Raw genomic sequence first — 22,865 nt, 5'->3', positions numbered from 1 at the left:
GCCCCATGAACCTCGTGTTCAGGGGCGGGCCTTTTTTGCGTCATGCGGCAAGCGATCAGGCGACTTTCTGACGTGTCGGCAGGCGAATCAGACGGGTGGCGATGGCGGTGCCCAGCAGGGTGATGCCCATGCCGGTGAGGATGCGCGCATCGATCACCTCATCGAGCAGCATGTTGCCCCATAGCAGCGCGCTGACCGGTACCAGGAAGGTCACCGAGGTGGTCGCGGTGGCGCCGGCGCTGGCCAGCAGACGGAAGAAGATCAGGAAGGCGAGGCTGGTGCTGAGTACCGCCAGCGCGATGGCGCTGCCCCAGGCCTCCAGGCTGACGCTGGTCGTCGGCCACATCCACAGGCCCGGAATCAGCAACAGCAGGAACGACATCAGCGAGCTGCCCGCGGCCAGTACCGGCGCCGGCAGGTGATTCAGGTGCTGGCGCGAGAAGTTGGAGGCGAAGCCGTAGCAGAAGGTCGCGCCGAGGGCGGCGAGGATGAACCAGCCGTCACCGCCGAGCTGGAAATCGAGGCGATCGCTCGACAGCACATAGACACCGCTGAAGGCCACGGCCAGGCCGAGATACTGCTGCTTCTGGATCGGCGTGGCGAACAGCGCCATGCCCAGCAGCGCGGTGAACAACGGCGTGGTGGCATTGATCAGCGAGGTGAAGCCGGCCTCCAGCTGGGTGGTGGCCAGCGCCAGCAGGCAGAAGGGCAGCGCCTGACTGGTCAGCCCCAGCACCGCAAGCGGGCCCTTGTGCTCCCACAGCATCCTCAGGCGTCCCGCGCCCAGCAGCAGCGGGGCGAGTACCAGCGCGCCGATGCCCATGCGCAGCAGTATCAGCGTGGTCGGGCCGAATTCCGGCGCAGCCACGCGCATGAAGATGAAAGACATGCCCCACAGGGTGGACAGCAGGACAAGACGCAAGGCATCGCTGGCGGACATGGTGTTCTCGACGTGGCGTGTGAAAGGCAGTCCGCTAGGCTAGCCCCTCATGCGCGTCACGGGAAGCACGACCTTGTGCCTGTCGCTCTTCTTTCCCAGTCCCAGCTCCAGCCCGCTGGCCTCAGGCGGAGGGTATCGCACCGCGCTGGATGGCGGCGATATCGCGCGCGGCGCGCTCGAGAGCCGGCAGATGCTTGAGCATGTCCTCGCGCGACTGGCGCATCACCGGCGCCTGGATCGCCACGCCGATGTTGGAAGGCCCATCGGGATTGGGTGCCAGTACCGCGATGCACACCAGGCCGGGCAGGAATTCCTCGTCATCCAGCGCGAAGCCCTGTTGGCGGACCTGCTCGATCTCGGCCTCGACGGACTCGATGTCGGTCAGGGTATTGCGCGTCATCGCGTTCAGCGGCGTGCCGGTCAGCAGGCGGCGGCGCTGGGCGGGCGGCATCTGGGCCAGAAACAGCTTGCCGCTGGCGGAGCAATGCACCGGCACCCGGGAACCGGGGTGCAGATAGAAGCGCAGCGGGGCCTGGGTCTCGACGCGGTCCAGATACAGCACCTCGCTGCCGGACAGCGCCGTGATGTTGCAGCTCTCGCCGACCTCTTCCATCAGCCGGTTGAGCACGCCGTGGCGTGCGCCCTGCACGGTGTCGTTGAGCAGCAGGTTCTCCGCCAGACGGCGCAGACGGCTGCCCTTGCTGTAATGGCGGTTGTCCGCCTCGCGCTGCAGCATGCCGCTGCCTTCCAGCTGCTGAAGCATGCGGTGCAGCGTCGGCTTGGGCAGGCTGGTCTCTTCCACCAGTCCCTGCAGGGTGAAGAACTGGTCCTTGGCGGCGATCACTTCCAGCAGCGCCAGCAGACGCTGGGCGGGCGTATCGCCTTCTATCTTGCTGCCTTCCTTGCCGGTCTCCCTGTCAGCGTCCTTGCGGTCACGCGGCAGGCTCGCCTGGGGCTGGGTGGCACTGTTCATGGGCTATTCCCTCCTTCAATCCGTGCGCTGGGCAGTGTGGCGCCGAAACGCTCGGCCCGTCAGTGCCTTGCGTTGCTGTGCCTACTTTAACAGTACTCCATTCATCGGAAGAAGTTTCTAAAAAAGGAGTGTTTTTGATCATTTTCCGAAATCGGGCTTGACGGACCGCGCGGCGGGGGCTAATTTTGGTCACATGTTTCGGTAATCGGAACTAAATGTATCAATAAACATAAAATTTAGAGTTGGAGACGCCATGAGCACTCAAGACAGCGCAGACAATCGCAAGGTCGTGCAGGGCAAGCAGAAGATGACCCCTTCCGAGGCCTTCGTGGAAACCATGGTCGCCAATGGCGTCACCGACATGTTCGGCATCATGGGCTCCGCCTTCATGGATGCGATGGACATCTTCGCCCCGGCCGGCATTCGCCTCATTCCGGTGGTGCACGAGCAGGGCGCTGCCCACATGGCCGACGGCTATGCTCGCGTTTCCGGCCGTCACGGCATGGTCATCGGCCAGAACGGCCCGGGCATCTCCAACTGCGTCACCGGCATCGCGGCCGCTTACTGGGCGCACAGCCCGGTGGTCATCGTCACGCCGGAAGCCGGCACCACCGGCATCGGCCTGGGCGGCTTCCAGGAATGCAAGCAGCTGCCGATGTTCCAGGAATTCACCAAGTACCAGGGTCACGTGACGCACCCGTCGCGCATGGCGGAATACACCGGTCGCTGCTTCGACCGCGCCATGTCCGAGATGGGCCCGACCCAGCTCAACATTCCGCGTGACTACTTCTACGGCGAGATCGAATGCGAGATTCCGCTGCCGGCACGTGTCGACCGCGGCCCGGGTGGCAGCAAGAGTCTGGATGAGGCAGCCGAGCTGCTGGCCAGCGCCAAGTTCCCGGTCATCGTTTCCGGTGGTGGTGTGGTGATGGCCGATGGCGTCGAGGAGTGCAAGGCACTGGCAGAGCGTCTCGGCGCGCCGGTGGTCAACAGCTACCAGCACAACGATTCCTTCCCGGCCAGCCACCCGCTGTGGTGTGGTCCGCTCGGTTATCAGGGTTCCAAGGCGGGCATGAAGCTGATCTCCCAGGCCGATGTCGTCATCGCGCTGGGCACACGCCTCGGGCCGTTCGGTACCCTGCCGCAGCACGGCATGGACTACTGGCCGAAGGACGCGAAGATCATCCAGATCGACGCCGACCACAAGATGCTGGGCCTGGTGAAGAAGATCTCCGTCGGCATCTGCGGCGATGCGCGTGAAGCGGCCATCGCCCTGACCGAGCGCCTGTCCGGTCGCAATCTGGAATGCGATGCCTCCAAGGATTCGCGTCTGACCCAGATTCGTGAAGAGAAGGCCGCCTGGGAAGCCGAGCTGGATGCCTGGACCCACGAGAAGGACGCCTTCAGCCTCGACGCCATCGAAGAAGCCAAGGACGAGAAGCCGTTCTCCGGCGGCGAATACCTGCACCCGCGTCAGGTACTGCGCGAGCTGGAAAAGGCCATGCCGGAAGATGTCATGGTCTCCACCGACATCGGCAACATCAATTCCGTGGCTCACAGCTACCTGCGCTTCGATCGTCCGCGCAGCTTCTTCGCCCCGATGAGCTTCGGCAACTGCGGCTACGCGCTGCCGACCATCATGGGTGCCAAGACTGCCGCGCCGGAACGTCCGGCCATCGCCTACGCCGGTGACGGCGCCTGGGGCATGAGCCTGATGGAAATCATGACCGCCGTGCGTCACGACATTCCGGTCACGGCCGTCGTCTTCCACAACCGTCAGTGGGGGGCCGAGAAGAAGAACCAGGTCGAGTTCTACAACCGTCGCTTCGTCGCCGGTGAGCTGGACAACGAAAGCTTCGCCGAGATCGCGCGCTCCATGGGTGCCGAAGGCATCACCGTCGACCGTCTGGAAGACGTGGGCCCGGCCCTCAAGAAGGCCATCGACATGCAGATGAACGAAGGCAAGACCTGCGTCATCGAGGTGATGTGTACTCGCGAACTGGGCGACCCGTTCCGCCGCGACGCCCTCAAGAAGCCGGTGCGTCTGCTCGAGAAGTATCAGGATTACGTGTAACGCCCATCACTGATCGCGCTGTGCAGGTCATGGATGGCAGCGCGATGAAGCGGGTGTAGCGCGACGCGCAAGCAGGACTGGAACTCTCCCTTGCCCCGGCCATTTCAGATGTCCGGGGCTTTTTGGATGTGTCGGCTGCCTGCAAGGGCAGCGAGGAGACAGACATGAAGGCACTCAACAACATTCTGGCGCGGGCCAAGGCAGACCCGCGCCGTATCGTGCTCTGCGAAGGGCAGGACATGCGGGTGGTGCAAGCGGCGGTGAGCGCGGCGGAGCAGGGCCTGGCGCAGGTGATGGTGGTCGGTGACCCCGTCGTCATCGCCGCCACCGCCAGGGAAGCCGGGCTTGAGGATCAGGCGTTGGCACGGCTCGAGCTGATCGACCCCGCCACCTCCGAGCACACCGCCAGGCTTGCCGAGGCGCTGCACGCGCATCGCGCGGCCAAGGGCATGACGGCGGAGCAGGCCGCCGAGAAGATTCGTGATCCGCTGACGTTCGCCAACATGCTGGTGCGCGAAGGGCTGGCGGATGGCTCGGTGGCCGGCGCGGTGCTCACCACTGCCGATGTGGTGCGCACCGCCATTCAACTGCTGGGGCTGGCGCCGGGCAGCAAGCTGGTCTCCAGCTTCTTTCTGATGATGTTGTGCAAGCCGTTCCACAATCTGAAGGGCGGCATGATCTTCTCGGACTGCGGGCTGGTGATCGACCCCGACGCCGAGGAGCTGTCGCAGATCGCACTGGCCGCCGCCGACAGCGCCCAGGCTCTGCTCGGGGAAGACCCGCGGGTGGCGATGCTGTCGTTCTCCACCAATGGCAGCGCGCATCACGCCTCGGTGGACAAGGTGGTGCAGGCCGCGCATCGGGTACGCGAGCAACGCCCAGATATCGCCATCGATGAAGACGTGCAGCTCGACGCCGCCATCGTGGCGGAAATCGCCGAGCGCAAGCTGCCCACCTCACGCGTCAAAGGCACCTCCAACGTGCTGGTGTTCCCCAATCTGGAAGCCGGCAATATCGGCTACAAGCTCGCCGAACGCATCGGCGGCGCAGAAGCCATCGGCCCGCTGCTCCAGGGCCTCTCCAAACCCGCCAACGACCTCTCGCGCGGCTGCTCCACCGCCGACATCCTCAATGTCATTGCGGTGACTGTCGTTCAGGCGCAGCAGCGTACCCCGCAAGACTGAATTTCTCTTTCTTTTCCTTCTGTTAGCCGCTCACGGCGGATAGGGCAGGCGAAAGCCTGCCTGAAAATCATCTTATGAAGACTTTAGTGCATAAAATACACATTCTAATCTATAGTAAGTGTCTTTAGGGTAGTGCTATTTGTTTAATGGGAGATGGTGATGAATGGATTCACAAAAGAAGAGCAATATCTGAATTCACTAGGTGGTCGTTCTTTTTTGCAGTTCTGGAGCTGGCCTAATTTATTTAGAGATCAAGGCGACGTTACTAAGCATGGTGATGGTAAGGAAATTTGTGATCTGATTGTTGTTTTTGATAATGACATAATTTTGTTTAGCGATAAAAAGATAAAATTCAACCTCGAAAAAGATGTTGACATTGCTTGGTCGAGGTGGGCTAGGAAAGCTATAGGTGAGTCTGCAAAGCAGTTAGATGGTGCTCGTAGGTGGTTGCAGAAATATCCTGAGCGTATATATATTAATAAGTTGTGCACAAATAAAATTCCTATAAAGATACCTATTGGTGAAGGTGTGGTTTTCCATCATATAGTAGTTTGTCATGGTGTCGAAGAAATCATTAGTAGCTTTAATGTTGACTCTTCATTTATGTTTGATAGTTCTCTTAAAGGTAACGATACATGGAGTAAGGAAAAAGCCATACCTTTTTGTGTTGGGGAGGTCGAACAGGAGCACTTTATACATGTTTTTAATGAATATACGATAGGATTAGTGCTTAAAGAATTCGATACCACAAAAGATTTTATTCATTATTTAGGGCAGAGAGAAGCATTGCTCTCCTTAAATGGGAGAGTAAGAGTTAACTCAGAATCTAGCATTATTAATCTCTATTACAATAGCTTCAATGAAGCTACCAATGAGAGAGCCATAGTCACCAATGAAATGCTTAATAGTGATTGTGTAGTTATAGACGGTGAAGGTATTTCTAATCTTTACGATACTTATTCTTTTAGATATAAGTCTTCAGAGAATAAAGTAAGTTATTTCTGGGACGATATGATTGAGGCTTTTACTTATCATATACTTAACAATAGTGCTGAGTATACTAATTTCATAAGTCATAGTGAAGCTGAGGAGGGTATTCGAGAGTTAGCTAGAAGCAATAGATTTGAGAGGCGAATGTTAGCGGAAACTTTTTTGGAGTTTTATTATAAGGCTGTACCTGTAGGGTGCCGGATGATCGGATTTCACAACGAAGCTATCCTTTGTTAGCCTCTCGTGAGCTCATCAAGCAATTGATTCAGGAAAAGCTTCATGGACATCAAGCTGCATAAGCAAGCGACGACGACACCGAAAATCCGTGCCGACATCCAAGCAGCTCCTTCGAGCATGACGAACAAAGATCTCGCTCGTCAGTTCGGGGTCAGCGTCTCAACTATACAGCGCTGGCGCTATCGTGATGATGTCCTGGATCGCTCCCACACACGTCATAACCTACTCGCGACTCTGACCTCAGAACAGGAAGAGATCGTCATTGCCGCTCGTGAACTGCTTCGCTTGGGGCTCGATGATCTACTTGTCGTTGCTCGGGAATTCCTGAACCCCAATCTGTCGCGTTCCGCGCTTCAGCGCATGCTCAAACGACGTGATGTACCGACTCTCGCCAAGCTGGCGCGTCAAGATGCGAAGGAGGACGAGAAGCCCAAGCATCGGCCTTTCAAGGATTATGAGCCCGGGTATGTGCACATTGATATCAAGCACCTGCCCCAAATGCCTGACGAAGATCAGAAGCGTTATCTCTACGTCGCGATTGATCGTGCCACTCGGTGGGTGTATCTGGAGGTCAGATCAAGTCAATCTGCAAAGGACGCCCAGGCGTTCATGAAGCGTGTGGAAGAGGAGGCTCCCTTCACGATTCGAACCGTGCTCACGGACAATGGTAAATCCTTTACCGATCGCTTCACCGTGGGTGGCGAACGTAAGCCCAGTGGAAATCATCTTTTCGATCAGGAATGTCAGAACCATGGTATTGAGCATCGATTGATCAGGCCAGGCAGACCCCAAACGAACGGGATGGTGGAGCGCTTCAATGGGCGTATCAGCGATGTTCTGGCGACTCGGCGTTATGACTCAAGTGAGGATTTAGAACAGACACTCGAGCGTTATTGCTGGCTCTATAACCACCACATTCCTCAGAAGGCACTACACCACAAAGCGCCTATAGCAGCAATGAAGGAGTGGCAGGTCGAACGACCTGAGCTGTTTACGCAAGCTATAGTCAATCAGACGGAACCCGACATGTACCATCAAAGCGTGGTACTAGGCTCATGATAGATCCATATGACTCAACCAAGGCATATCTTTTTTTGCACTTCCCGATATGTTTGCAGCAGACAACAGATATAGAAGATTAAGACGAGAGTTGCTAGGAGGCTATTGTGCTATTAATTTGTATCTCAATAGAGGGGTTAGTAGAATATATGGTATAGGTTTTAAAACTCGTGAGAATAATGCTAAGCTCACTAGAGATTTTTTTTGGTGAAGGGCAAGATTTTGTTTCTCTCAAAGTAAATGAGCTAGATGCCGATTTCTATAATGAAGCAGAGAAGTTACACGATAGATATGTGGAAGATGGTCTGCTTGCCTCTAGAGAGATATTTAATAGAACTTCAAATGAATTTCCTGAGGCGCGAGAAGTAAAAGTAAGTAAGAAATTAAAAGGTAGCGCACGAAATCATCTTTGCCCATGTGGTAGTGGTTTGAAAGTCAAGAAGTGCTGTGGCATATGATTTAGATGAATGCCGTGGTTAAACAGCAACACTTTTCTCATATAACTTATAGCTTGTTAATTATGTTTCCCATTAGTTTATCCCCTGATGCCGGCACGCTAGCGCCATGTGATAGACGATTTCATCGGCGAGGGCGTTGTCGAGGGTGCGTTCAAGATCGATGATCAGCTGGTTGGGGTAGTAGGCGCTGAGGTCCAGCCCGACGCCGAGGCCGAGGATGGCCTGGCGGCCGGAGCGGGTCTGTTGCGCGACAACCTGCTTGAGGTGGCTGTCGAGGTACTGTTCATCATTGGCCATGTTGGTGGCGCTGTCACAGGGGCTGCCATCGGAGATGACGACCAGCAGACGGCGCGCGCCTTCGTCGGCAGGAGTGTTGTCCGCGAGTCGTGAGCAGGCCCATTGCACGGCTTCGCCATCCACGCCTTCGCGGTAGAGATCAGCCTTGAGCAGGGCGCCGAAGTTGCGGCGTGCACGTCGCCACGCCAGTGAGGCGGGCTTGAAGACCAGATACTGCACTTCATTCAGGCGGCCCGGACGCGCGGGCTTGCCGGCGCGTCGCCAGTCCTTCAGGGCGCGGCCGCCATTCCAGGCGCCAGTGGTGAAGCCGAGCACCTCGGTGGGCACACCGGCCATGTCGAGCGCGCGGGTGAGTATCTCGATCAGCATCGCCACCGCCTCGCCATGCACCTTCATCGAACCGGAGCAGTCGATCAGGAAGCTGACCTGCGCACTGGCCTCGGGCACCCAGCGCTCGCGCTGGAAGACCCGCCGCTCGGCCGGCGAGGAAATCACCTGACTCAGCCGCCGCCCATCGATGATTCCTTCCTCCTCCCCGAAGTGCCAGCCCTCACGCTGCGGCGAGCTGAAATGGCGCGCCAGCTGACGTGCCAGGCGCCGCACGTTGATCTTCTGCTCCGCCAGACGCGTATCCAGCGCCTGACGATACTCATCGAGCAGGGCAGCGCGCATGCGCCTGGCCGGTTCCAGCTCGCGGTCATAGGCCGTGGTGAACACCTGATAGGGCAGCAATTCCTCCGGTGCGCCACGCCGATGACTCGGCAGCTGCGACGCCGCCTGCTCCTCGAGCAGACTCGCTTCCTCATCCTCGTTTTCCAGAAACAGCGCGAAGCGCTGACTGGCCTCTGACTCGTCATCCTTCTCGCCGTCCTGCTCCTCCAGTGATTCGGCCAGTTCCTGCTCCAGCCACAGGCTGATGTTCAGCGCATGCTGCTGATAGGCCGCCTGATCGAAACGCGTGCGTCTCAGCCCCGCCATGTCAGCGCCCAGCGCCTGATAGAAGGAGGCGCGCGTCGTCTCGATGTAATCCTCCGTCTCGTGGATCACCGCACAGGCCATCAGGCGCGACCAGCACGACTGGATGACGCTGTAGATGAGGATGCCGCTGCTCGTCTCGGTCAGGCCCGCGTGATAGAAGGCCAGGCACCAGTCGGTGAAGCGCCGCGCCAGATTCTCCTTCACGCCGGGCATGTCAGGGTCGACCAGCGCCTCGACGCGCAGCTGCTCCAGCAGGTCATAGATCAGGCGGGTTTCCGGCAACGCCGGACGCGCCGCCAGATGCAGCGCCTCGTCGGTGTGGAGCAGGCGCAGCGCGATGGCATCGCTGACCGCGCGATAGTTGTCGAGCGTGCAGTCATCTTCCTCAAGGCGCAGATGCGGCGTGCGCAATGGCAGCGCCTGAGCATGCCGACTCAGACGCCGCCCCCGATAGGCCCAGCCGGCCTGACCGCTGAGTGCCCCGAGACTCGCCGCCGAAAGCTCCTCGAGATACTGCTGACGACGGCGTACCTGCTGGGCCGCACTCATGCCCGGGCTCCCTTGTCGCTGTCCTGTTCATCCATCAGGTCGCTCTCCATTAGCGCCGCGGATTCCTCCAGCTCCTTGGCGAAACAGCGCTGATAGAACTCGGCGACCAGCGGGCGCTCATGCTCATCGCACTTGTTGAGGTAGGAGAGACGGAAGGCCAGCGCCGGATTGCGGAAGATCTCGCAGTTCTCCGCCCAGGTGATCACGGTACGCGGCGACATCAGGCTCGACAGGTCGCCATTGGCGAAGCCCTTGCGGGTGAGGTCGGCCACCGCGACCATCGCGCGAATCAGGGCGCGGCCACGCTCGTTGTCCTTGGCGGGCACACGCGCCAGCACGATCTTCACCTCTTCCTCACGCGGCAGGTAATCCAGCTTGGCGACGATGTTCCAGCGGTCGATCTGCGCATGGTTGAGCAGCTGGGTGCCGTGATAGAGCCCATCCTGATTGCCAAGCCCGACGGTATTGGCGGTGGCGAACAACCGGAATTGCGGATGCGGGCGAATCACGCGGTTCTGATCCAGCAGCGTGAAGTGGCCGTCACGCTCCAGAATGCGCTGGATGACGAACATCACGTCCGGACGGCCGGCATCGTACTCATCGAAGATCAGCGCGATGGGGCGGGTCAGCGACCAGGGCACGATGCCCTCCTGGAATTCGGTGACCTGCACGCCGTCGCGAATCACGATGGCGTCCTTGCCGACCAGGTCCAGCCGGCTGACATGGCCATCGAGATTGACGCGCAGGCACGGCCAGTTGAGACGCGCGGCGATCTGCTCGATATGGGTCGATTTGCCGGTGCCGTGCAGGCCCTGAACCATCACGCGGCGGTTGTTGGTGAAGCCGGCGAGGATGGCGAGGGTGACATCGGGATTGAAGCGATAGGCGTGATCGATTTCCGGCACGTGGGCGTCGCGCTCCACAAATACCGGCACCTTGAGGTCACTGTCGATGCCGAACAGCTCGCGCACGCCGCGCAGCTCAGTGGGCTGCAACTGACCGGCGGGCAGCGGCTGCTCGGCAGAGGCGGCGGGGCCTGCATCGCTACTGGCAGAGCTTGTATCACTGCTGGAAGGCGTCAAGGTGGCGTCGCTCACGGGGTGTCTCCCTCGTCATTCTTGTTGGTGGCTGCCCGGTGGACCTGTCGCGGGGAGACAGGCAAACCGGGCGGCGGCAATGCTGTGAATATAGCTTTGTTTCTAAAAATAATGCAAATCGTATCGAAATATGAGATTTGTGATTATTCATTCCCCGCAGGAGCAAGGCAGATGAGCGATACCCTGATCATTGGTGGCGGCGTGATGGGCATGATGATGGCGTGGCAGCTGGCCGAGGCCGGCCAGACGGTCACGCTGCTGGAGCGCGGCCAGTGCGGACGCGAGGCATCGTGGGCCGGTGGCGGCATCGTCTCGCCGCTGTATCCGTGGCGCTATTCGAGCGCCATCTCGTCACTGTCACGCTGGTCAGAAGGCGAGTACCCCAGGCTTGCCGAGGCGCTCAAGGACGCCACCGGCATCGACCCCGAATACCGCCAGAAGGGCCTGATCTATCTGCGGGTCGAGGATGAGGCGCTGGCGCTGGACTGGGCGCGCACCCAGCACAAGCCGCTGGAGGTGATCGAGCGTGAGGCGCTCTATGCGCGCGAGCCGCATCTGGTCAGCGGCCATCAGCAGGCGCTGTGGATGCCGACGCTCGGCAGCATCCGCAATCCGCGACTCGGTCAGGCGCTGCGTGCGCGTCTGCTGGCGCATCCGCGTATCCGGGTGCGTGAAGACTGTGAGGTCACGCAGCTGGTGCTTGCCACGCCGTCGCGTGTCACGGGCGTCCGGCTTGTTGATGAGACCGTCAGCGCAGACAACGTCGTGGTGTGTGGCGGCGCCTGGAGTGGCAAGTTGCTGGCGGCCGCCGGCGTGCTGCTGCCGGTGCGCCCGGTGAAGGGCCAGATGATGGTCTTCAATCCGGTGGCGGCGGGGCTTTGCAGTGTGGATGAGCCGCTGCTGTCGCGGGTGGTGCTGTGCGATGGTCGCTACGTGATTCCGCGCGCCGATGGGCGGATTCTGATCGGCTCGACCCTGGAGCATCAGGATTTCGACAAGTCCACCACCGCGCAGGCACGCGAGTCGCTGCATGCCAGCGCCGCGAGCATTCTGCCGGCGCTGGGTGAGCTGGTGCCGGAGCATCACTGGGCCGGCCTGCGTCCGGGTACGCCGGATGGCACGCCCTTCATCGGCGCGGTGCCGGGGCTTGATGGCCTCTACGTGAATGCCGGTCACTATCGCAATGGCCTGGTGCTGGCGCCCGCCGCCACGCGCCTGCTCAGCGACATCCTGCTCGGGCGCGAGAGCTTCATGTCAGCGGAGGCCTTCATGCCACCGGGCGTGGCAGCGCCCACGGCCCTCGCAGGCTGACTCTCCCCAGGGCGGCGCTTGGTTGGCGATTGGACGGCCTTGGTACCGCATCAGCGCGGCGCGATGGGACCAGTTGGCGCCAGGGCAGCCCCCTTGGTGCCGACTGGCCCAATCGGTGGCTGCCAACTGGTGCTAAAGGGCGGTGCGAGTGTCGGCGTAGTCTCGGGTCATGGCGCAGCGCTTGCTGCCGCTCATCAGCTCAACAACAAGCTCAGCCAAAAGCTCAACAACAAGCCCAACAACAAGACTGCGGAGCCCGACCCATGACTCACCAAGCCACCATCGAACTGCTGACCGCCTTCTGCGACGCCCTCAACCGTCACGACATCGACGACTGCCTGTCGATGATGACCGATGACTGCGAATTCCTCGCCATCGCCGGGCCGGAACTCGAAGGCAAGACCTTCGCCGGTCAGGACGCCGTGCGTGCGGGCCTCTCCGCCGCCTGGCAGAACGCGCCGGATGCCCAGTGGATCGACACGGAAATCTTCGCCGATGGCGAGCGTGGCTTCGTCATCAGCACCTATACCGGCACCACCGCCGATGGCGCGCGCAGCGAAGCGCGCATGATCGACGCCTTCACGCTGCGAGACGGCAAGATCGCGATCAAGAACGCCTTCCGCAAGAACCGTCCGCCCGTCAACGTCTGAGCGCCAGCGGCGCACCGACCAGGGAAGAGGTTTCTGAAGCTGTCTTTGCCTCGGGGGCAGCACGTCATGGCGTCAGGTCATGGCGTGCGCCCCGCGGGTGAGAGGAGGTGTTCGAGATGGAAACTATCGTGCAGCACGGCGCCCGGCCGTCGGACATGGGCAACGAATCAGAGCAGCGTCCGGCCACTCAGGCCTCGCGGCCGTATGACCCGGCCTACGACCCGCTGGTGAGTGCCACCCCCGGCGAAGGGCGCGACTACGCGCCGACCTACTGGGTCGCCACCGCCGGTGAGCCGCCGGCAGACGATGGCCCGGTGATGGGCGATATCGACGCCGATGTGGTGATCGTCGGCTCCGGCTTCACGGGGCTGACCGCCGCCATCGTGCTGGCCGAGAAGTACGGCATCAAGGCCACCGTGCTGGAGGCCAATCGGGTCAGCTGGGGCTGTTCGACCCGCAATGGCGGTCAGGCGCAGTGTGCCACCGGTCGCCTCAAGCGTTCGCAGTGGATCGAGCGTTACGGGCTCGAGGCCGCCCACGGCCTGCACCGCGAGTGCGTCGAGGGCATGGAGAATTTCAAGGAGCTGATCAAGGACATCGACTGCGATCCGCAGCCGGGCGGCCATCTGTACATCGCCCACCGCGAGCGCATGATGCCGGGGCTGGAGAAGGAAGCGCGCCTGTTGCGCGAGACCTTCAACTACGATGCCCGCATCATCGATGGCGCCACGGTGCGCAATGAGTGGGTCGGTGATGAAGAGGCCTGCGGTGCGATGCACGAGCCGGAAGGCATCGGCGTGCACCCGGGCAAGTTGGCCTTCGGCTATCTGCGCAAGGCGCGCCGCCTGGGCGTCAAGGTGCACCCGGCAAGCCCGGTGGAGAGCTGGGAGACCCGCGATGGCGTGCACTATCTGACGACGCCGGGTGGCGTGGTCAAGGCGCGCTCGGTGGGCATGGCGACTGGCGGCTACACCTCCGGCAAGCTGCATCCGGAGCTCGACAAGCGCCTGATGCCGGTGCTCTCCAACTCGCTGGTGACGCGCCCGCTGACGGCGCAGGAAATCGAGGCGACCCGCTTCCATACCCATCAGGTGCTCACCGACACCCGCGTGCTGCGCCACTACTATCGCCTGCTGCCGGACAACCGCCTGCAGATCGGCAGCCGCAGTGCCGTCTCGGGGCGTGATGCGCCCAAGGCGCAATACGAGCAGCTGCTGATCGCCGACATGCACCGCAAGTTCCCCGCGCTGAGCGGCATCGAGGTCGATTACTCCTGGTGGGGCTGGGTGGATGTCAGCCACGACATGATGCCGCGCATCCATCAGCCGGACCCCAAGCAGAGCATCTATTACGCCATGGGCTATGGCGGCAACGGCGTGATGTATTCCGCCCAGGCGGGCAAGCGCCTCGCTCAGTGGATCGCCAGGGACGCGGCGGATCTGGTGCTGCCGATCTTCCAGTCACGCCTGCCGTATCCCAATGTGCTCAACAAGGTCGAATCCCCACTGTTTGCGCCGTTCCGTCGCACCGGTCAGCGTTGCCTGTATCGCTGGTACGCGATGAAGGATGAAGCGCAATAGGTGTGACTTGGCACTGATGCCACGATGACCCGGATGCTCCCGTATTGATCGCGCTTCATGATCAGTGAGGGAGCATCTTTGTTATCCATAGGATAATCATTGCGAGTTATCGTTGCTTGGGAATGGGCAGGGTTTGCCTCAGCCATGGCCGATACGGCGGCTCGCCTCGCCTTTTTTCTCCTTGCCTTTCATCTCCTCGCCTCTCATCTCCTCGCAAGGATCAGGCTAGCTGGCGCGCTGTTGACGTGATGCGCCGTGGGGAGTGGGCAGGGCGGGCTGAGGGGGTAACGGCTGTGCTTGTGTTTCCGGTGCGTCCGTCTTCGTTGCGTCCATCTCCGGTGCTTCTGTCTCTGCGCCTGCAACTGACGGCGCCTCCTCCATCGCCAGCGGCACCTGCGCGGCCAGCTTGAGGATGCCGGCTTCGATGCGTGATTCCGGAATCGCCGAGAAGCCAAGCCGGAAGTAGTGGCGGTGGCTGCTGCGATCGCAGAAGAAGTGCAGGTCACCGACCTCGATCAGGATGCTCTGCTCACGGGCGAGGGCGGCCAGGCGGTGGGCATTCAGGCTCTTCGGGCCGTGCATCCAGAAGCAGGAGCCGCCGTAGGTGGCCGGCGTGCTCATCATCGGTAGATGGCGCTGGATGGCGTCACGCATCAGCAGGAAGCGACGCTGCATCACCTGGTGCATCTGATTGATCAGGCTGTCGTGATAGCCGCGCGCGATGAAGAGTCCCACCGCACGCTGATTGTTGGTCGGCGGATGGCGCAGCATCAGGCGGCGCAGGGCGCGGGCCTCTCGAATCAGGGTCGGGTGCGCGACCATGTAGCCCAGACGCAGACCGGGGGCGAGGGTCTTGGAGAGGCTGCCGACATAGATGACGCGCTTGTGGCGGTCGAGGCTCTTGAGCGCGGGTGTCGGGTTGTCGGCGTAGTTGCTCTCGCTCTCGTAGTCGTCCTCGATGATCAGGAAGTTGCCGGTCTCGGCCATGTCCAGCAGCTGGCGGCGGCGCTCCAGCGGCAGGGTGATGGTCGTCGGCGACTGGTGGCTGGGCGTGACATATACCAGGCGGCAGTCCTTGAGCGATTCCAGCGGCTGCATGCCCTTGTCGTCGATGGGCAGCAGCTGGATGTCATCGGTGAAGGTGCTGGCGATGTTGTACATGTCGACGTAGCCGGGGTTCTCCATCGCGAAGCGCTGGCCCTGCTTGAGCAGCAGCATGCAGCTGATCCACAGCGCCTGCTGGGTGCCCACCGTGATCAGGATTTCCTCCGGGCTTGCCCAGACGCCGCGGCGGGGCAGCAACCGCTGGTGGATCTGCTCGATCAGCAGCGGGTCGTCATTGTTGAGGTGGTCCACCGACCAGCTGCGAATCGACGGCACGCTCATCGAGTCGCGGCTGCATTCGCGCCAGTGCTGGGTGGGGAAGAATTCCGGGTCCAGCTGGCCATAGAGAAAGGGGTAGTCGTACTGGTGCCAGTCGCCGGGCTTCTCGATGGCGCGCTGCACAGAGGGCTTGAAGGCCAGCCGCTCATCCCAGTCAAGGCTGTCGGCCTCGATGTCATTGAGGCGCACCGGCGTGTCGGCGCGACCCTTGAGAATCTCGGGATTGATGAAGTAACCGCTGCGCTCGCGGGCGATCAGAAAGCCGTCTTCCAGCAGCTGCTCATAGGCCAGCATCACGGTATTGCGCGCGACATTCAGCTCGCGGGCCAGCTTGCGGCTGGAGGGCAGCGCGACATCACGTGGCAGATGGCCTTCGAGAATCGCCTGGGAAATCTGCTCGCGAATCTGGAATTGCAGGCTTTCCTTGCGCGAGGAATCGAGGTGAAACAGCGGGTGGCTCATGCGTGTTCTCTATTGTTTTCGCGAGCGTGTCGTCACGAGGACTTTCCAGCGGAAGTGTCCGTTTTATATGCATTTTCTGTACCTGATTGCCCCGCGGTGCGCCGTCAGTGAGTGGCGCGTGTGACACTGCTTGCCCTGAGGTGGCAGCCACCGGTACGGCTTCATTGAGGCAGACCCCTGTCGGGAGAGCAATAGCCAGCCGGGACTGGCCCCATCGATGCCGACGGACTGGTTCTATCGAGGAATGGCGCACGGGGAGAAAGTGATCTGGCAGGTACAACGAAAGCACAGTTCAAGCACGACGCGACTTCACACTCCCTTTCCTGGGGCTGTAGATGAGCAGGTGATGGCAATCGTGAATGACATGAGGCGCTGCAGGATAGTGGTGCAGACGCCAGGTCATTGACGATATGAGGTGCAGTACCCCGCTCGCTATCACGCGCAGCCGTCAGGAGCCCGCAACAACAATAACGACGGGACAGACAAGATGATCGACTCGACACAGACCCTTTCAGACCTCCGCTTGCTGACTCGCACTGGCGTATCTCGCACCAGTGTATCTCGCACCAGTGCCTTCAAATCCTCGCTGGCCGTCGCGGTGGCTGCCGCGAGCCTGAGCATGGCCGCCGGCGCCAATGCCGCGACCTGGAAGATGGCCCTCGGCGATGCGGCCGGCGGTACCCAGTATGAACTGGGCAAGACCTTCGCAAGCCTGGTGGAAGAGAAATCCGGCGGCGACATCAAGGTGGACCTGTTCCCCAACGGCCAGCTGGGCAGCGAGCAGGATACCGTCAACAACGCCAGCATGGGGCTCGTTGACCTGTCCGTGGTGGCGATCAACAACCTGACGCCATTCTCGCCGACCGTCGGCGTGCTGACCCTGCCGTATGTCATCCACGGCCCGGACGATGCCAAGGCGCTGACGCAAGGCAAGATCGGCGATGAGCTGCGCGAGAACACCCTGCGCGATTCCGGTATCCGCATTCTGGGCTGGGCCTATTCCGGCTGTCGTCGTCTGACCAATTCCAAGCAGGCGGTCGCCTCACCGGAAGACCTGGAAGGCATGGTCATTCGCGTGCCCAAGAACGAGATCATGATCTCCTCCTACCAGTCCTGGGGCGTCAACCCCAACCCGCTGGCGTGGTCCGAGACCTTCACCGCCCTGCAACAGGGTGTCGTCGATGGCCAGGACAATCCCTACATCACCATCGATGCCATGAAGTTCTATGAGGTGCAGAACCACGTCACCGACAGCTGTTACGTGTTCTCGATGGAACCGCTGATCATGGGGGAAGGCACCTTCCAGAGCCTCAGCGAAGAGAACCAGCAACTGGTGCTGGCGGCCGGTGAAGAGGCGACGTCGCACAGCTACGACTATCTGCTGGCCACCGAGGATTCCATCAAGAAATCACTGGTGGAAGAGCACGGCATGACCATCACCCAGCCCGCCAATGACGAGAAGGAATGGATCGCCAAGGCCTCCAGCATCTGGCCGGACTTCTATGACAGCATCGGCGGCCGCGACAAGCTGGTCGAGGTGCTCGAGACCCTCGGACGTGATCCGTCCACCGCGCCCTGATGACCTCCTGAACGGCTGAGGCTTTCAAGGCCCGCCCGGATTCCCCTGCCTGCCGGCACCTGTCATGAGCATGCCAGGAGCATGTCGTCGACATGTGATCGCTGGCAGGGGAAACGTGGCGTCAAGTGGTCATCGCTGGCGATGTCGGGGGATGTGTATCCATGCGGGTATTGTTGAAGTTTCTGGATAATATCGAGAACTATCTCTGCCAGTTCCTGCTGGTGGTGTTCGTCATCATTCTCTTCACGCAGATAATGCTGCGTAACCTTTTCAGCTACTCGATTCCCTGGGGAGACGAGTTGGCGACCTATGCCTTCGTGTGGTTTGCCTATCTAGGGGCCGTCTACGCCACACGCATGTCGGCGCATAACCGCGTGACCTTCCAGTTTCGATTCCTGCCGCGTTGGGTGGAAACCCTCTGCGGTGTTCTGACCGATATCATCTGGATCGCCTTCAATGCGGTGTTCATCTATTACAGCTACGACTTCGTGTTCAACAAGATGAATCTGTTCTGGAAGTCACAGACGCTGGGTGTGCCGATGAAGTACTTCTATCTGATTCTGCCGCTGGCCTTTACCGCCATGACGGTGCGCATCATCCAGACCAATTATCTCAAGTTCGTGCGCAAGGAAGACATCGTGGACCCGGATTCCCAGGCAATGGAGGAATTGAAGCAGGGCGGTGACGGCCAGACCATTGATCCAAAGGCCAGCGACACACAGGCCAGTGATGGACAGGTCAGTGGTGGACAGCCCAGTGATAGACAGGAGGGCGGCAAGTCATGATCGATTCCACCATCATCTACATCCTGTTTGGCGTCTTCTTCCTGCTGCTGGTACTGGGTGCACCGATCACCGTCTCGCTGGGTGTCGCGGCGCTGGCGACCTATCTGAGCATCGATGAAAACCCGATGGCGTTCGTGCAGATCGCCTTTACCTCGGTGGGCTCCTTCCCGCTGATGGCCTTGCCGGCCTTCATTCTGGCCGGGGCGCTGATGGAGGCCGCCGGCATCTCGCGACGGCTGGTCGATATCGCCGAGGCCTTCGCCGGGCCGGTGACGGGCGGACTCGCCGCCGCCACGGTATTTGCCTGCATGTTCTTCGGTGCGATTTCCGGCTCGGGACCGGCCACCACGGCAGCGGTCGGCATGCTGATGATTCCGGCGATGGCCAAGCGCGGCTATGACCGTGGCTATGCCTCGGCGATCACGGCCTCTTCCGGTGGGCTGGGGGTGGTGATTCCGCCGTCGATCCCGATGGTGATCTTCGGGATTTCCGGCATGGGCCTGCAGCCGCCGCCTGAAGCGGTGGCCATGCACGGTGACTTCCAGACCCTGTCGATCCCGAAACTGTTCATCGCCGGCGTCATGCCCGGCGTGGTGATCGCCGGCTTCCTGCTGATGATCAACTACGTGATCTCGAAGAAACGCGGCTATCGCGGGCTGACCAACAGCTGGTCGTGGCCCCATATTCGCGCCACCTTGAAGAAGGGCGTCTGGTCGATGCTGGCGCCCTTCATCATCCTGGGCGGCATCTACAGCGGCCTCTTCACGCCGACCGAATCCGCCATCGTCGCCATCGTCTACACCCTGATCGTCGGCATCTTCCTGCACAAGGAACTCAAGTGGAAGCCGACGCTGCGCACCCTGGAAACCACCACCTGGATCACCGGTCGCGTGCTGCTGATCCTGTTCACGGCGACGGTCTTCGGGCGGCTGCTGGTCGAGCAACGCGTGCCGGCGCATATCGCCGAGGGCATGCTGGCGATGACCGACAACCTCTACCTGATCTGGGCGATGATCATCTTCTTCCTGCTGTTCGTCGGCATGTTCATGGAGACGCTGGCCGCGATCATGATTCTCACCCCGGTGCTGCTGCCGATCATGTACATGCTGGGCATGGACCCGGTGCACGTCGGCATCGTGGTGGTCTGCGCCTTGGCCATCGGCTTCCAGACGCCGCCATTGGGGGAGAACCTCTTCGTGGCCTCGGGGATAGGCGGCGCCTCCATAGAGGAGATTTCCTTGAAGGCATTGCCGTTCGCGGCGGGCTCGGTGGCGGCCATCTTCCTGATCGCCTATGTGCCTGAAATCTCGCTGTGGCTACCCAGGGTGATGGGGTACTGAAGCGCCATCTGAACGCTAGCCCTGCAATGAACGAGGAGAAGGACGATGCCGGCAGTCAAACGAATTCTGTGTTGTGTAGGCCTGCGCGGAGACTGTGAGCGGGTACTGGCGCGCTCGGTGTGGTTGGCAGGCGCGACCGGCGCCGAGCTGCATGTGCTGCATACCGTCAAGTCATTGTCGGATGACGTGATGAACACACTCAAGGTCAATATCCGTCACAAGCCGACGCTGGAGGGCCTGATGCAGCAGCGGCTCGATCAGGCCAAGGAGAGCCTGGAAAAGATGCTGGAGGACTTCTGGAGCACCCATGACAACGGCGACCCGCGCCCGGTGATCGCCGGACTGAATGTGGTGGAGGGCTATCCGGCCTCGGAGATCATCCGCTACGCCACGCGCCATGATTGCGACATGATCATCATGGCCACCAACAAGCGCGGCTTCGTGGCCTCCTATGCGGGCAAGGTCACCAAGGGGGTGATCAAGCGCGCCAGCATTCCGGTGGTGGTGGTACCGACGCCCTGACCGCAGGAGAGAAACGCTTGAGGGATAGCGGTACTCAGCAAGTTGGCAGATGAAAAAAGCTCGCTGAAAAAAGCTCGCCTCCGCACACAATCACTGTCTGCGGAGGCGAGCGTTTTGGATCATGGCCCATCTTCCGCGCGGCTCAGGTGTCACCCGGGGCTGGACGGGATCGCCTCAGAAGTCATGTGTGCTCAAGGCGCGCGCCTCAGAGCGTGCCTTCCAGCTCAGTGGCGATCTGGCGCATCAGCGGCGCCCACTCCAGCAGGGAGTCGATGGAGTGGCGCAGGCGCGGCGCGTGGATCGCCAATGTCGCCTGGATCTGGCCGACCTCATCGAAGACCGGCACCGCGATGGCGACCATGCCCTGGATGAACTCCTCATCATCGGTACTCAGCTGGTTGCGCGCCACGGTGTCGAGCGCCTCTTCCAGCGTGGCACGCGAGGTCAGGGTGCAGGGCGTGTGTGCCTCGAGCGCCAGATGGGCGAGCAGGGCGCGGCGACGATGCAGCGGCATCAGCGCCAGAAACAGCTTGCCGCTCGCGGTGCAGTGCAGCGGCAGGCGTGAACCGGGCGCCAGCTGGATGCGCACTGGCCAGTTGGTTTCCACGCGGTCGTAATACATCACCTCGTGGCCATCGAGCAGCGTCAGGTTGCAGGTCTCGCCGACTTCCTTCGCCAGCCGTTCCAGCAGGACACGGCGCGGCACCTTGAGGCCCTCATTGGCCAGTGCGCCCAGCGACATGCGCCGAAAGCGCGGGCCGGGCAGCAGGTGACGGCCATCCAGATCACGGCTGATCAGCTGCTGTTCTTCCAGCTGCTTGAGCAGGCGATGGACAGTCGGCTTGGGGATGTCGAAGCGCTTCTCGAGGTCGGCAGCGCTGACGGCGTGCTGGGTGGTGACGATTTCTTCCAGCAGGCCGAGTGCGCGAAAGAGCGTCGAATTGGTGGGCGTGTCTTTGCTCATCTAGTGTCCTCATCCTGCTGTCAGGCGCATGTCACTCGGGATGACCGGGGCCGACAGGGGCAGGGTGGCAAGGCGTCAGTGCATCGATTCATCACGGCAGCGGACTCCTTGGCGAAGGCTGCCCTGATGAGACGAAGACAGCCCCTCGCGGGGCTGTCGATGAGGCTAGTGTTACAGGTTTACCAGGAACAGGGAAAGGGAAGGCACCAGGCAGATGGCCAGCCAGCAGGCGATCAGCGCGATGAAGTAGGGGATCACGTACTTGACCAGTCGGACGTAGGAAATGCCGGTGATGCTGCTGGCCACATACAGGTTGAGCCCGAAGGGTGGCGTGACGAAGCCGATGGCGGCACCGACCAGGAAGATGACCGAGAAGTGGATCGGGTCGACCCCGGCCTGCTGGGCGATGGGCGCGAGAATCGGCGCCAGGATGATCGTCACCGGCAGGCTTTCCAGAATCATGCCCGCCAGCAGGATGATCAGCATGCAGGTGCCCAGCGTCAGGTAGTAGTTGTCGATGCCGCTGAGCATCTCGCTCAGCGCCTGTCCGGCACCCAACACCGACAGCAGCTGCTGCATGACCACCGAGATGGCGATCAGCGGTGCCAGCATGCCGGCGATCTGACCCGAGCGCAGCATGATGGTCGGCAGCTTCCTGAGGCTGATCTCGCGGGTGATCAACAGCCCCGCGATCATGGTGAAGCCCACGGTGATGGCGGCGGCTTCGGTCGGTGAGAACTTGCCCGAGTAGATGCCGTAGACCACCACGCCGATGGTCGCGAAGCCCAGATAGGCCTTGCGCGCCAGCCTGGCACTGACCCCGGCCTTGAAGGGCTGCAGCTGGCCCCAGCCATTCTTGCGCGCCACCAGATAGCAGGCCCCCATCATCGCGACCACCATCAGGGCGCCCGGCACCATGCCGGCGATGAACAGGTCACTGATCGACAGGTTCATCATGAAGCCGTAGACGATGAAGATGATGCTGGGCGGAATGATGATGCCCACGGTGCCGCCGGAGGCCGCCGTGGCGGCGGCGAAGCGTTCGTCATAGCCGTTCTTGACCATCTCGGGCTGCATGATCGAACCGATGGTGGCGGTGGTGCCGGCGTTGGAGCCGGAAATCGCCGCGAACAGGCCACAGGCGCCGAGGGTCGACATGCCCATCCCGCCGCGCATCCAGCTCAGCGTCGAGTAGGCGAAGTCGGAGAGTCGCTTGGCGATGCCCGCCGCGTTGATCAGGTCCCCCGTGAGGATGAACAGTGGCAACGCCAGCAGGCCGAAGAAGCTCAGCCCCTGGAAGAGGGTGACGCCGACATTGGCCAGCGTGAAGTCGATCACCAGACTGGTGCCGACCACCCACAGGCCGATGACGAGGAAGATGGGCACGCCGAGCAGGAAGAAGGCGGTCACGCCCGCCGTGATCAGGGAGATCCAGATACCGTCTGTCATGCTG

At 61.1% G+C, this 22,865-nt stretch carries 19 protein-coding genes; 12 read left to right on the top strand and 7 right to left on the bottom strand.

Going from position 1 to position 22,865, the window contains the following annotated elements:
* Positions 1-55: 55 nt before the first annotated feature.
* Entirely contained in the window at positions 56-940 is an 885-nt protein-coding gene (locus CLAM6_RS12915) for a DMT family transporter (protein ID WP_153636319.1), read from the bottom strand.
* A 121-nt stretch (positions 941-1,061) separates the two neighbouring features.
* Entirely contained in the window at positions 1,062-1,913 is an 852-nt protein-coding gene (locus tag CLAM6_RS12910; RefSeq protein ID WP_153636318.1) for an IclR family transcriptional regulator, read from the bottom strand.
* A gap of 253 nt (positions 1,914-2,166) precedes the next feature.
* Between CLAM6_RS12910 and xsc the strand changes: the two genes are divergently transcribed.
* The 5 genes from xsc to CLAM6_RS12885 all read left to right on the top strand — a co-directional run bounded on the left by xsc (position 2,167) and on the right by CLAM6_RS12885 (position 7,915).
* A complete protein-coding gene (gene xsc, locus CLAM6_RS12905) occupies positions 2,167-3,987 on the top strand; it encodes a sulfoacetaldehyde acetyltransferase (protein ID WP_235506947.1) in 1,821 nt (606 codons plus the stop codon).
* Positions 3,988-4,151: 164 nt separating this feature from the next.
* Complete coding sequence (gene pta, locus CLAM6_RS12900; RefSeq protein ID WP_153636317.1) at positions 4,152-5,171, top strand: phosphate acetyltransferase; 1,020 nt, start codon at positions 4,152-4,154, stop codon at positions 5,169-5,171.
* A gap of 159 nt (positions 5,172-5,330) precedes the next feature.
* Positions 5,331-6,398, top strand: coding sequence for a hypothetical protein (locus CLAM6_RS12895; RefSeq protein ID WP_153636316.1), 1,068 nt, complete (start codon positions 5,331-5,333; stop codon positions 6,396-6,398).
* A 42-nt stretch (positions 6,399-6,440) separates the two neighbouring features.
* Complete coding sequence (locus CLAM6_RS12890; protein ID WP_153636315.1) at positions 6,441-7,457, top strand: IS481 family transposase; 1,017 nt, start codon at positions 6,441-6,443, stop codon at positions 7,455-7,457.
* Positions 7,458-7,636: 179 nt separating this feature from the next.
* Entirely contained in the window at positions 7,637-7,915 is a 279-nt protein-coding gene (locus CLAM6_RS12885; protein WP_153636314.1) for a YecA family protein, read from the top strand.
* Between the two features lie 72 nt (positions 7,916-7,987).
* Here CLAM6_RS12885 and CLAM6_RS12880 read toward each other — a convergent pair whose 3' ends face one another.
* Together CLAM6_RS12880 and CLAM6_RS12875 are read right to left on the bottom strand one after the other, a co-directional pair.
* Positions 7,988-9,739 carry a cobaltochelatase CobT-related protein gene (locus CLAM6_RS12880; protein WP_153636313.1) on the bottom strand — a complete coding sequence of 584 codons (1,752 nt, stop codon included), beginning with the start codon at positions 9,737-9,739 and terminating at the stop codon, positions 7,988-7,990.
* Positions 9,736-10,836 carry an AAA family ATPase gene (locus CLAM6_RS12875; protein ID WP_242007674.1) on the bottom strand — a complete coding sequence of 367 codons (1,101 nt, stop codon included), beginning with the start codon at positions 10,834-10,836 and terminating at the stop codon, positions 9,736-9,738. The genes CLAM6_RS12880 and CLAM6_RS12875 overlap by 4 nt, the downstream gene beginning before the upstream one ends.
* A 171-nt stretch (positions 10,837-11,007) precedes the next feature.
* Between CLAM6_RS12875 and thiO the strand changes: the two genes are divergently transcribed.
* The 3 genes from thiO (at position 11,008) to CLAM6_RS12860 (ending at position 14,377) form a co-directional block, all read left to right on the top strand.
* Positions 11,008-12,147 carry a glycine oxidase ThiO gene (gene thiO, locus CLAM6_RS12870; RefSeq protein WP_153636312.1) on the top strand — a complete coding sequence of 380 codons (1,140 nt, stop codon included), beginning with the start codon at positions 11,008-11,010 and terminating at the stop codon, positions 12,145-12,147.
* A gap of 263 nt (positions 12,148-12,410) precedes the next feature.
* Positions 12,411-12,797 (top strand): nuclear transport factor 2 family protein, encoded by a 387-nt coding sequence (locus CLAM6_RS12865; RefSeq protein WP_153636311.1) that lies wholly within the window; start codon positions 12,411-12,413, stop codon positions 12,795-12,797.
* Positions 12,798-12,913: 116 nt separating this feature from the next.
* Positions 12,914-14,377 (top strand): NAD(P)/FAD-dependent oxidoreductase, encoded by a 1,464-nt coding sequence (locus CLAM6_RS12860; RefSeq protein ID WP_197738684.1) that lies wholly within the window; start codon positions 12,914-12,916, stop codon positions 14,375-14,377.
* 225 nt (positions 14,378-14,602) lie between these two features.
* Here CLAM6_RS12860 and pdxR read toward each other — a convergent pair whose 3' ends face one another.
* A complete protein-coding gene (pdxR, locus tag CLAM6_RS12855) occupies positions 14,603-16,222 on the bottom strand; it encodes a MocR-like pyridoxine biosynthesis transcription factor PdxR (RefSeq protein WP_153636310.1) in 1,620 nt (539 codons plus the stop codon).
* 487 nt (positions 16,223-16,709) lie between these two features.
* On the opposite strand from pdxR, the gene CLAM6_RS12850 reads away from it, so the two are divergent.
* The 4 genes from CLAM6_RS12850 to CLAM6_RS12835 all read left to right on the top strand — a co-directional run bounded on the left by CLAM6_RS12850 (position 16,710) and on the right by CLAM6_RS12835 (position 20,448).
* Positions 16,710-17,801, top strand: a complete 1,092-nt coding sequence (locus CLAM6_RS12850) for a TRAP transporter substrate-binding protein (RefSeq protein ID WP_242007673.1) — start codon at positions 16,710-16,712, stop codon at positions 17,799-17,801.
* A gap of 161 nt (positions 17,802-17,962) precedes the next feature.
* Positions 17,963-18,586, top strand: a complete 624-nt coding sequence (locus tag CLAM6_RS12845; RefSeq protein WP_153636309.1) for a TRAP transporter small permease — start codon at positions 17,963-17,965, stop codon at positions 18,584-18,586.
* Complete coding sequence (locus CLAM6_RS12840) at positions 18,583-19,926, top strand: TRAP transporter large permease (RefSeq protein ID WP_197738683.1); 1,344 nt, start codon at positions 18,583-18,585, stop codon at positions 19,924-19,926. The genes CLAM6_RS12845 and CLAM6_RS12840 overlap by 4 nt, the downstream gene beginning before the upstream one ends.
* 45 nt (positions 19,927-19,971) lie before the next feature.
* Complete coding sequence (locus tag CLAM6_RS12835; protein WP_043331347.1) at positions 19,972-20,448, top strand: universal stress protein; 477 nt, start codon at positions 19,972-19,974, stop codon at positions 20,446-20,448.
* Between the two features lie 205 nt (positions 20,449-20,653).
* Here CLAM6_RS12835 and CLAM6_RS12830 read toward each other — a convergent pair whose 3' ends face one another.
* Both CLAM6_RS12830 and CLAM6_RS12825 read right to left on the bottom strand, forming a co-directional pair.
* Positions 20,654-21,412 (bottom strand): IclR family transcriptional regulator, encoded by a 759-nt coding sequence (locus CLAM6_RS12830; RefSeq protein ID WP_043331346.1) that lies wholly within the window; start codon positions 21,410-21,412, stop codon positions 20,654-20,656.
* A 171-nt stretch (positions 21,413-21,583) separates the two neighbouring features.
* A complete protein-coding gene (locus tag CLAM6_RS12825) occupies positions 21,584-22,861 on the bottom strand; it encodes a TRAP transporter large permease (RefSeq protein ID WP_054555518.1) in 1,278 nt (425 codons plus the stop codon).
* Between the last annotated feature and the right edge of the window lie 4 nt (positions 22,862-22,865).

This window comes from Cobetia sp. AM6, from assembly GCF_009617955.1.
Lineage (GTDB): Bacteria > Pseudomonadota > Gammaproteobacteria > Pseudomonadales > Halomonadaceae > Cobetia > Cobetia amphilecti.
Note: the sequence above shows the minus strand (reverse complement) of the source record. Positions and strands in the feature narration are given on the sequence as shown.

Coding starts and splice junctions, on each gene's coding strand:
- CLAM6_RS12915 (WP_153636319.1), bottom strand. CDS start 940: ATGTCCGCCAGCGATGCCTTGCGTCTTGTCCTGCTGTCCACCCTGTGG.
- CLAM6_RS12910 (WP_153636318.1), bottom strand. CDS start 1,913: ATGAACAGTGCCACCCAGCCCCAGGCGAGCCTGCCGCGTGACCGCAAG.
- xsc (WP_235506947.1), top strand. CDS start 2,167: ATGAGCACTCAAGACAGCGCAGACAATCGCAAGGTCGTGCAGGGCAAG.
- pta (WP_153636317.1), top strand. CDS start 4,152: ATGAAGGCACTCAACAACATTCTGGCGCGGGCCAAGGCAGACCCGCGC.
- CLAM6_RS12895 (WP_153636316.1), top strand. CDS start 5,331: ATGAATGGATTCACAAAAGAAGAGCAATATCTGAATTCACTAGGTGGT.
- CLAM6_RS12890 (WP_153636315.1), top strand. CDS start 6,441: ATGGACATCAAGCTGCATAAGCAAGCGACGACGACACCGAAAATCCGT.
- CLAM6_RS12885 (WP_153636314.1), top strand. CDS start 7,637: ATGCTAAGCTCACTAGAGATTTTTTTTGGTGAAGGGCAAGATTTTGTT.
- CLAM6_RS12880 (WP_153636313.1), bottom strand. CDS start 9,739: ATGAGTGCGGCCCAGCAGGTACGCCGTCGTCAGCAGTATCTCGAGGAG.
- thiO (WP_153636312.1), top strand. CDS start 11,008: ATGAGCGATACCCTGATCATTGGTGGCGGCGTGATGGGCATGATGATG.
- CLAM6_RS12865 (WP_153636311.1), top strand. CDS start 12,411: ATGACTCACCAAGCCACCATCGAACTGCTGACCGCCTTCTGCGACGCC.
- CLAM6_RS12860 (WP_197738684.1), top strand. CDS start 12,914: ATGGAAACTATCGTGCAGCACGGCGCCCGGCCGTCGGACATGGGCAAC.
- pdxR (WP_153636310.1), bottom strand. CDS start 16,222: ATGAGCCACCCGCTGTTTCACCTCGATTCCTCGCGCAAGGAAAGCCTG.
- CLAM6_RS12850 (WP_242007673.1), top strand. CDS start 16,710: ATGATCGACTCGACACAGACCCTTTCAGACCTCCGCTTGCTGACTCGC.
- CLAM6_RS12845 (WP_153636309.1), top strand. CDS start 17,963: ATGCGGGTATTGTTGAAGTTTCTGGATAATATCGAGAACTATCTCTGC.
- CLAM6_RS12840 (WP_197738683.1), top strand. CDS start 18,583: ATGATCGATTCCACCATCATCTACATCCTGTTTGGCGTCTTCTTCCTG.
- CLAM6_RS12835 (WP_043331347.1), top strand. CDS start 19,972: ATGCCGGCAGTCAAACGAATTCTGTGTTGTGTAGGCCTGCGCGGAGAC.
- CLAM6_RS12830 (WP_043331346.1), bottom strand. CDS start 21,412: ATGAGCAAAGACACGCCCACCAATTCGACGCTCTTTCGCGCACTCGGC.
- CLAM6_RS12825 (WP_054555518.1), bottom strand. CDS start 22,861: ATGACAGACGGTATCTGGATCTCCCTGATCACGGCGGGCGTGACCGCC.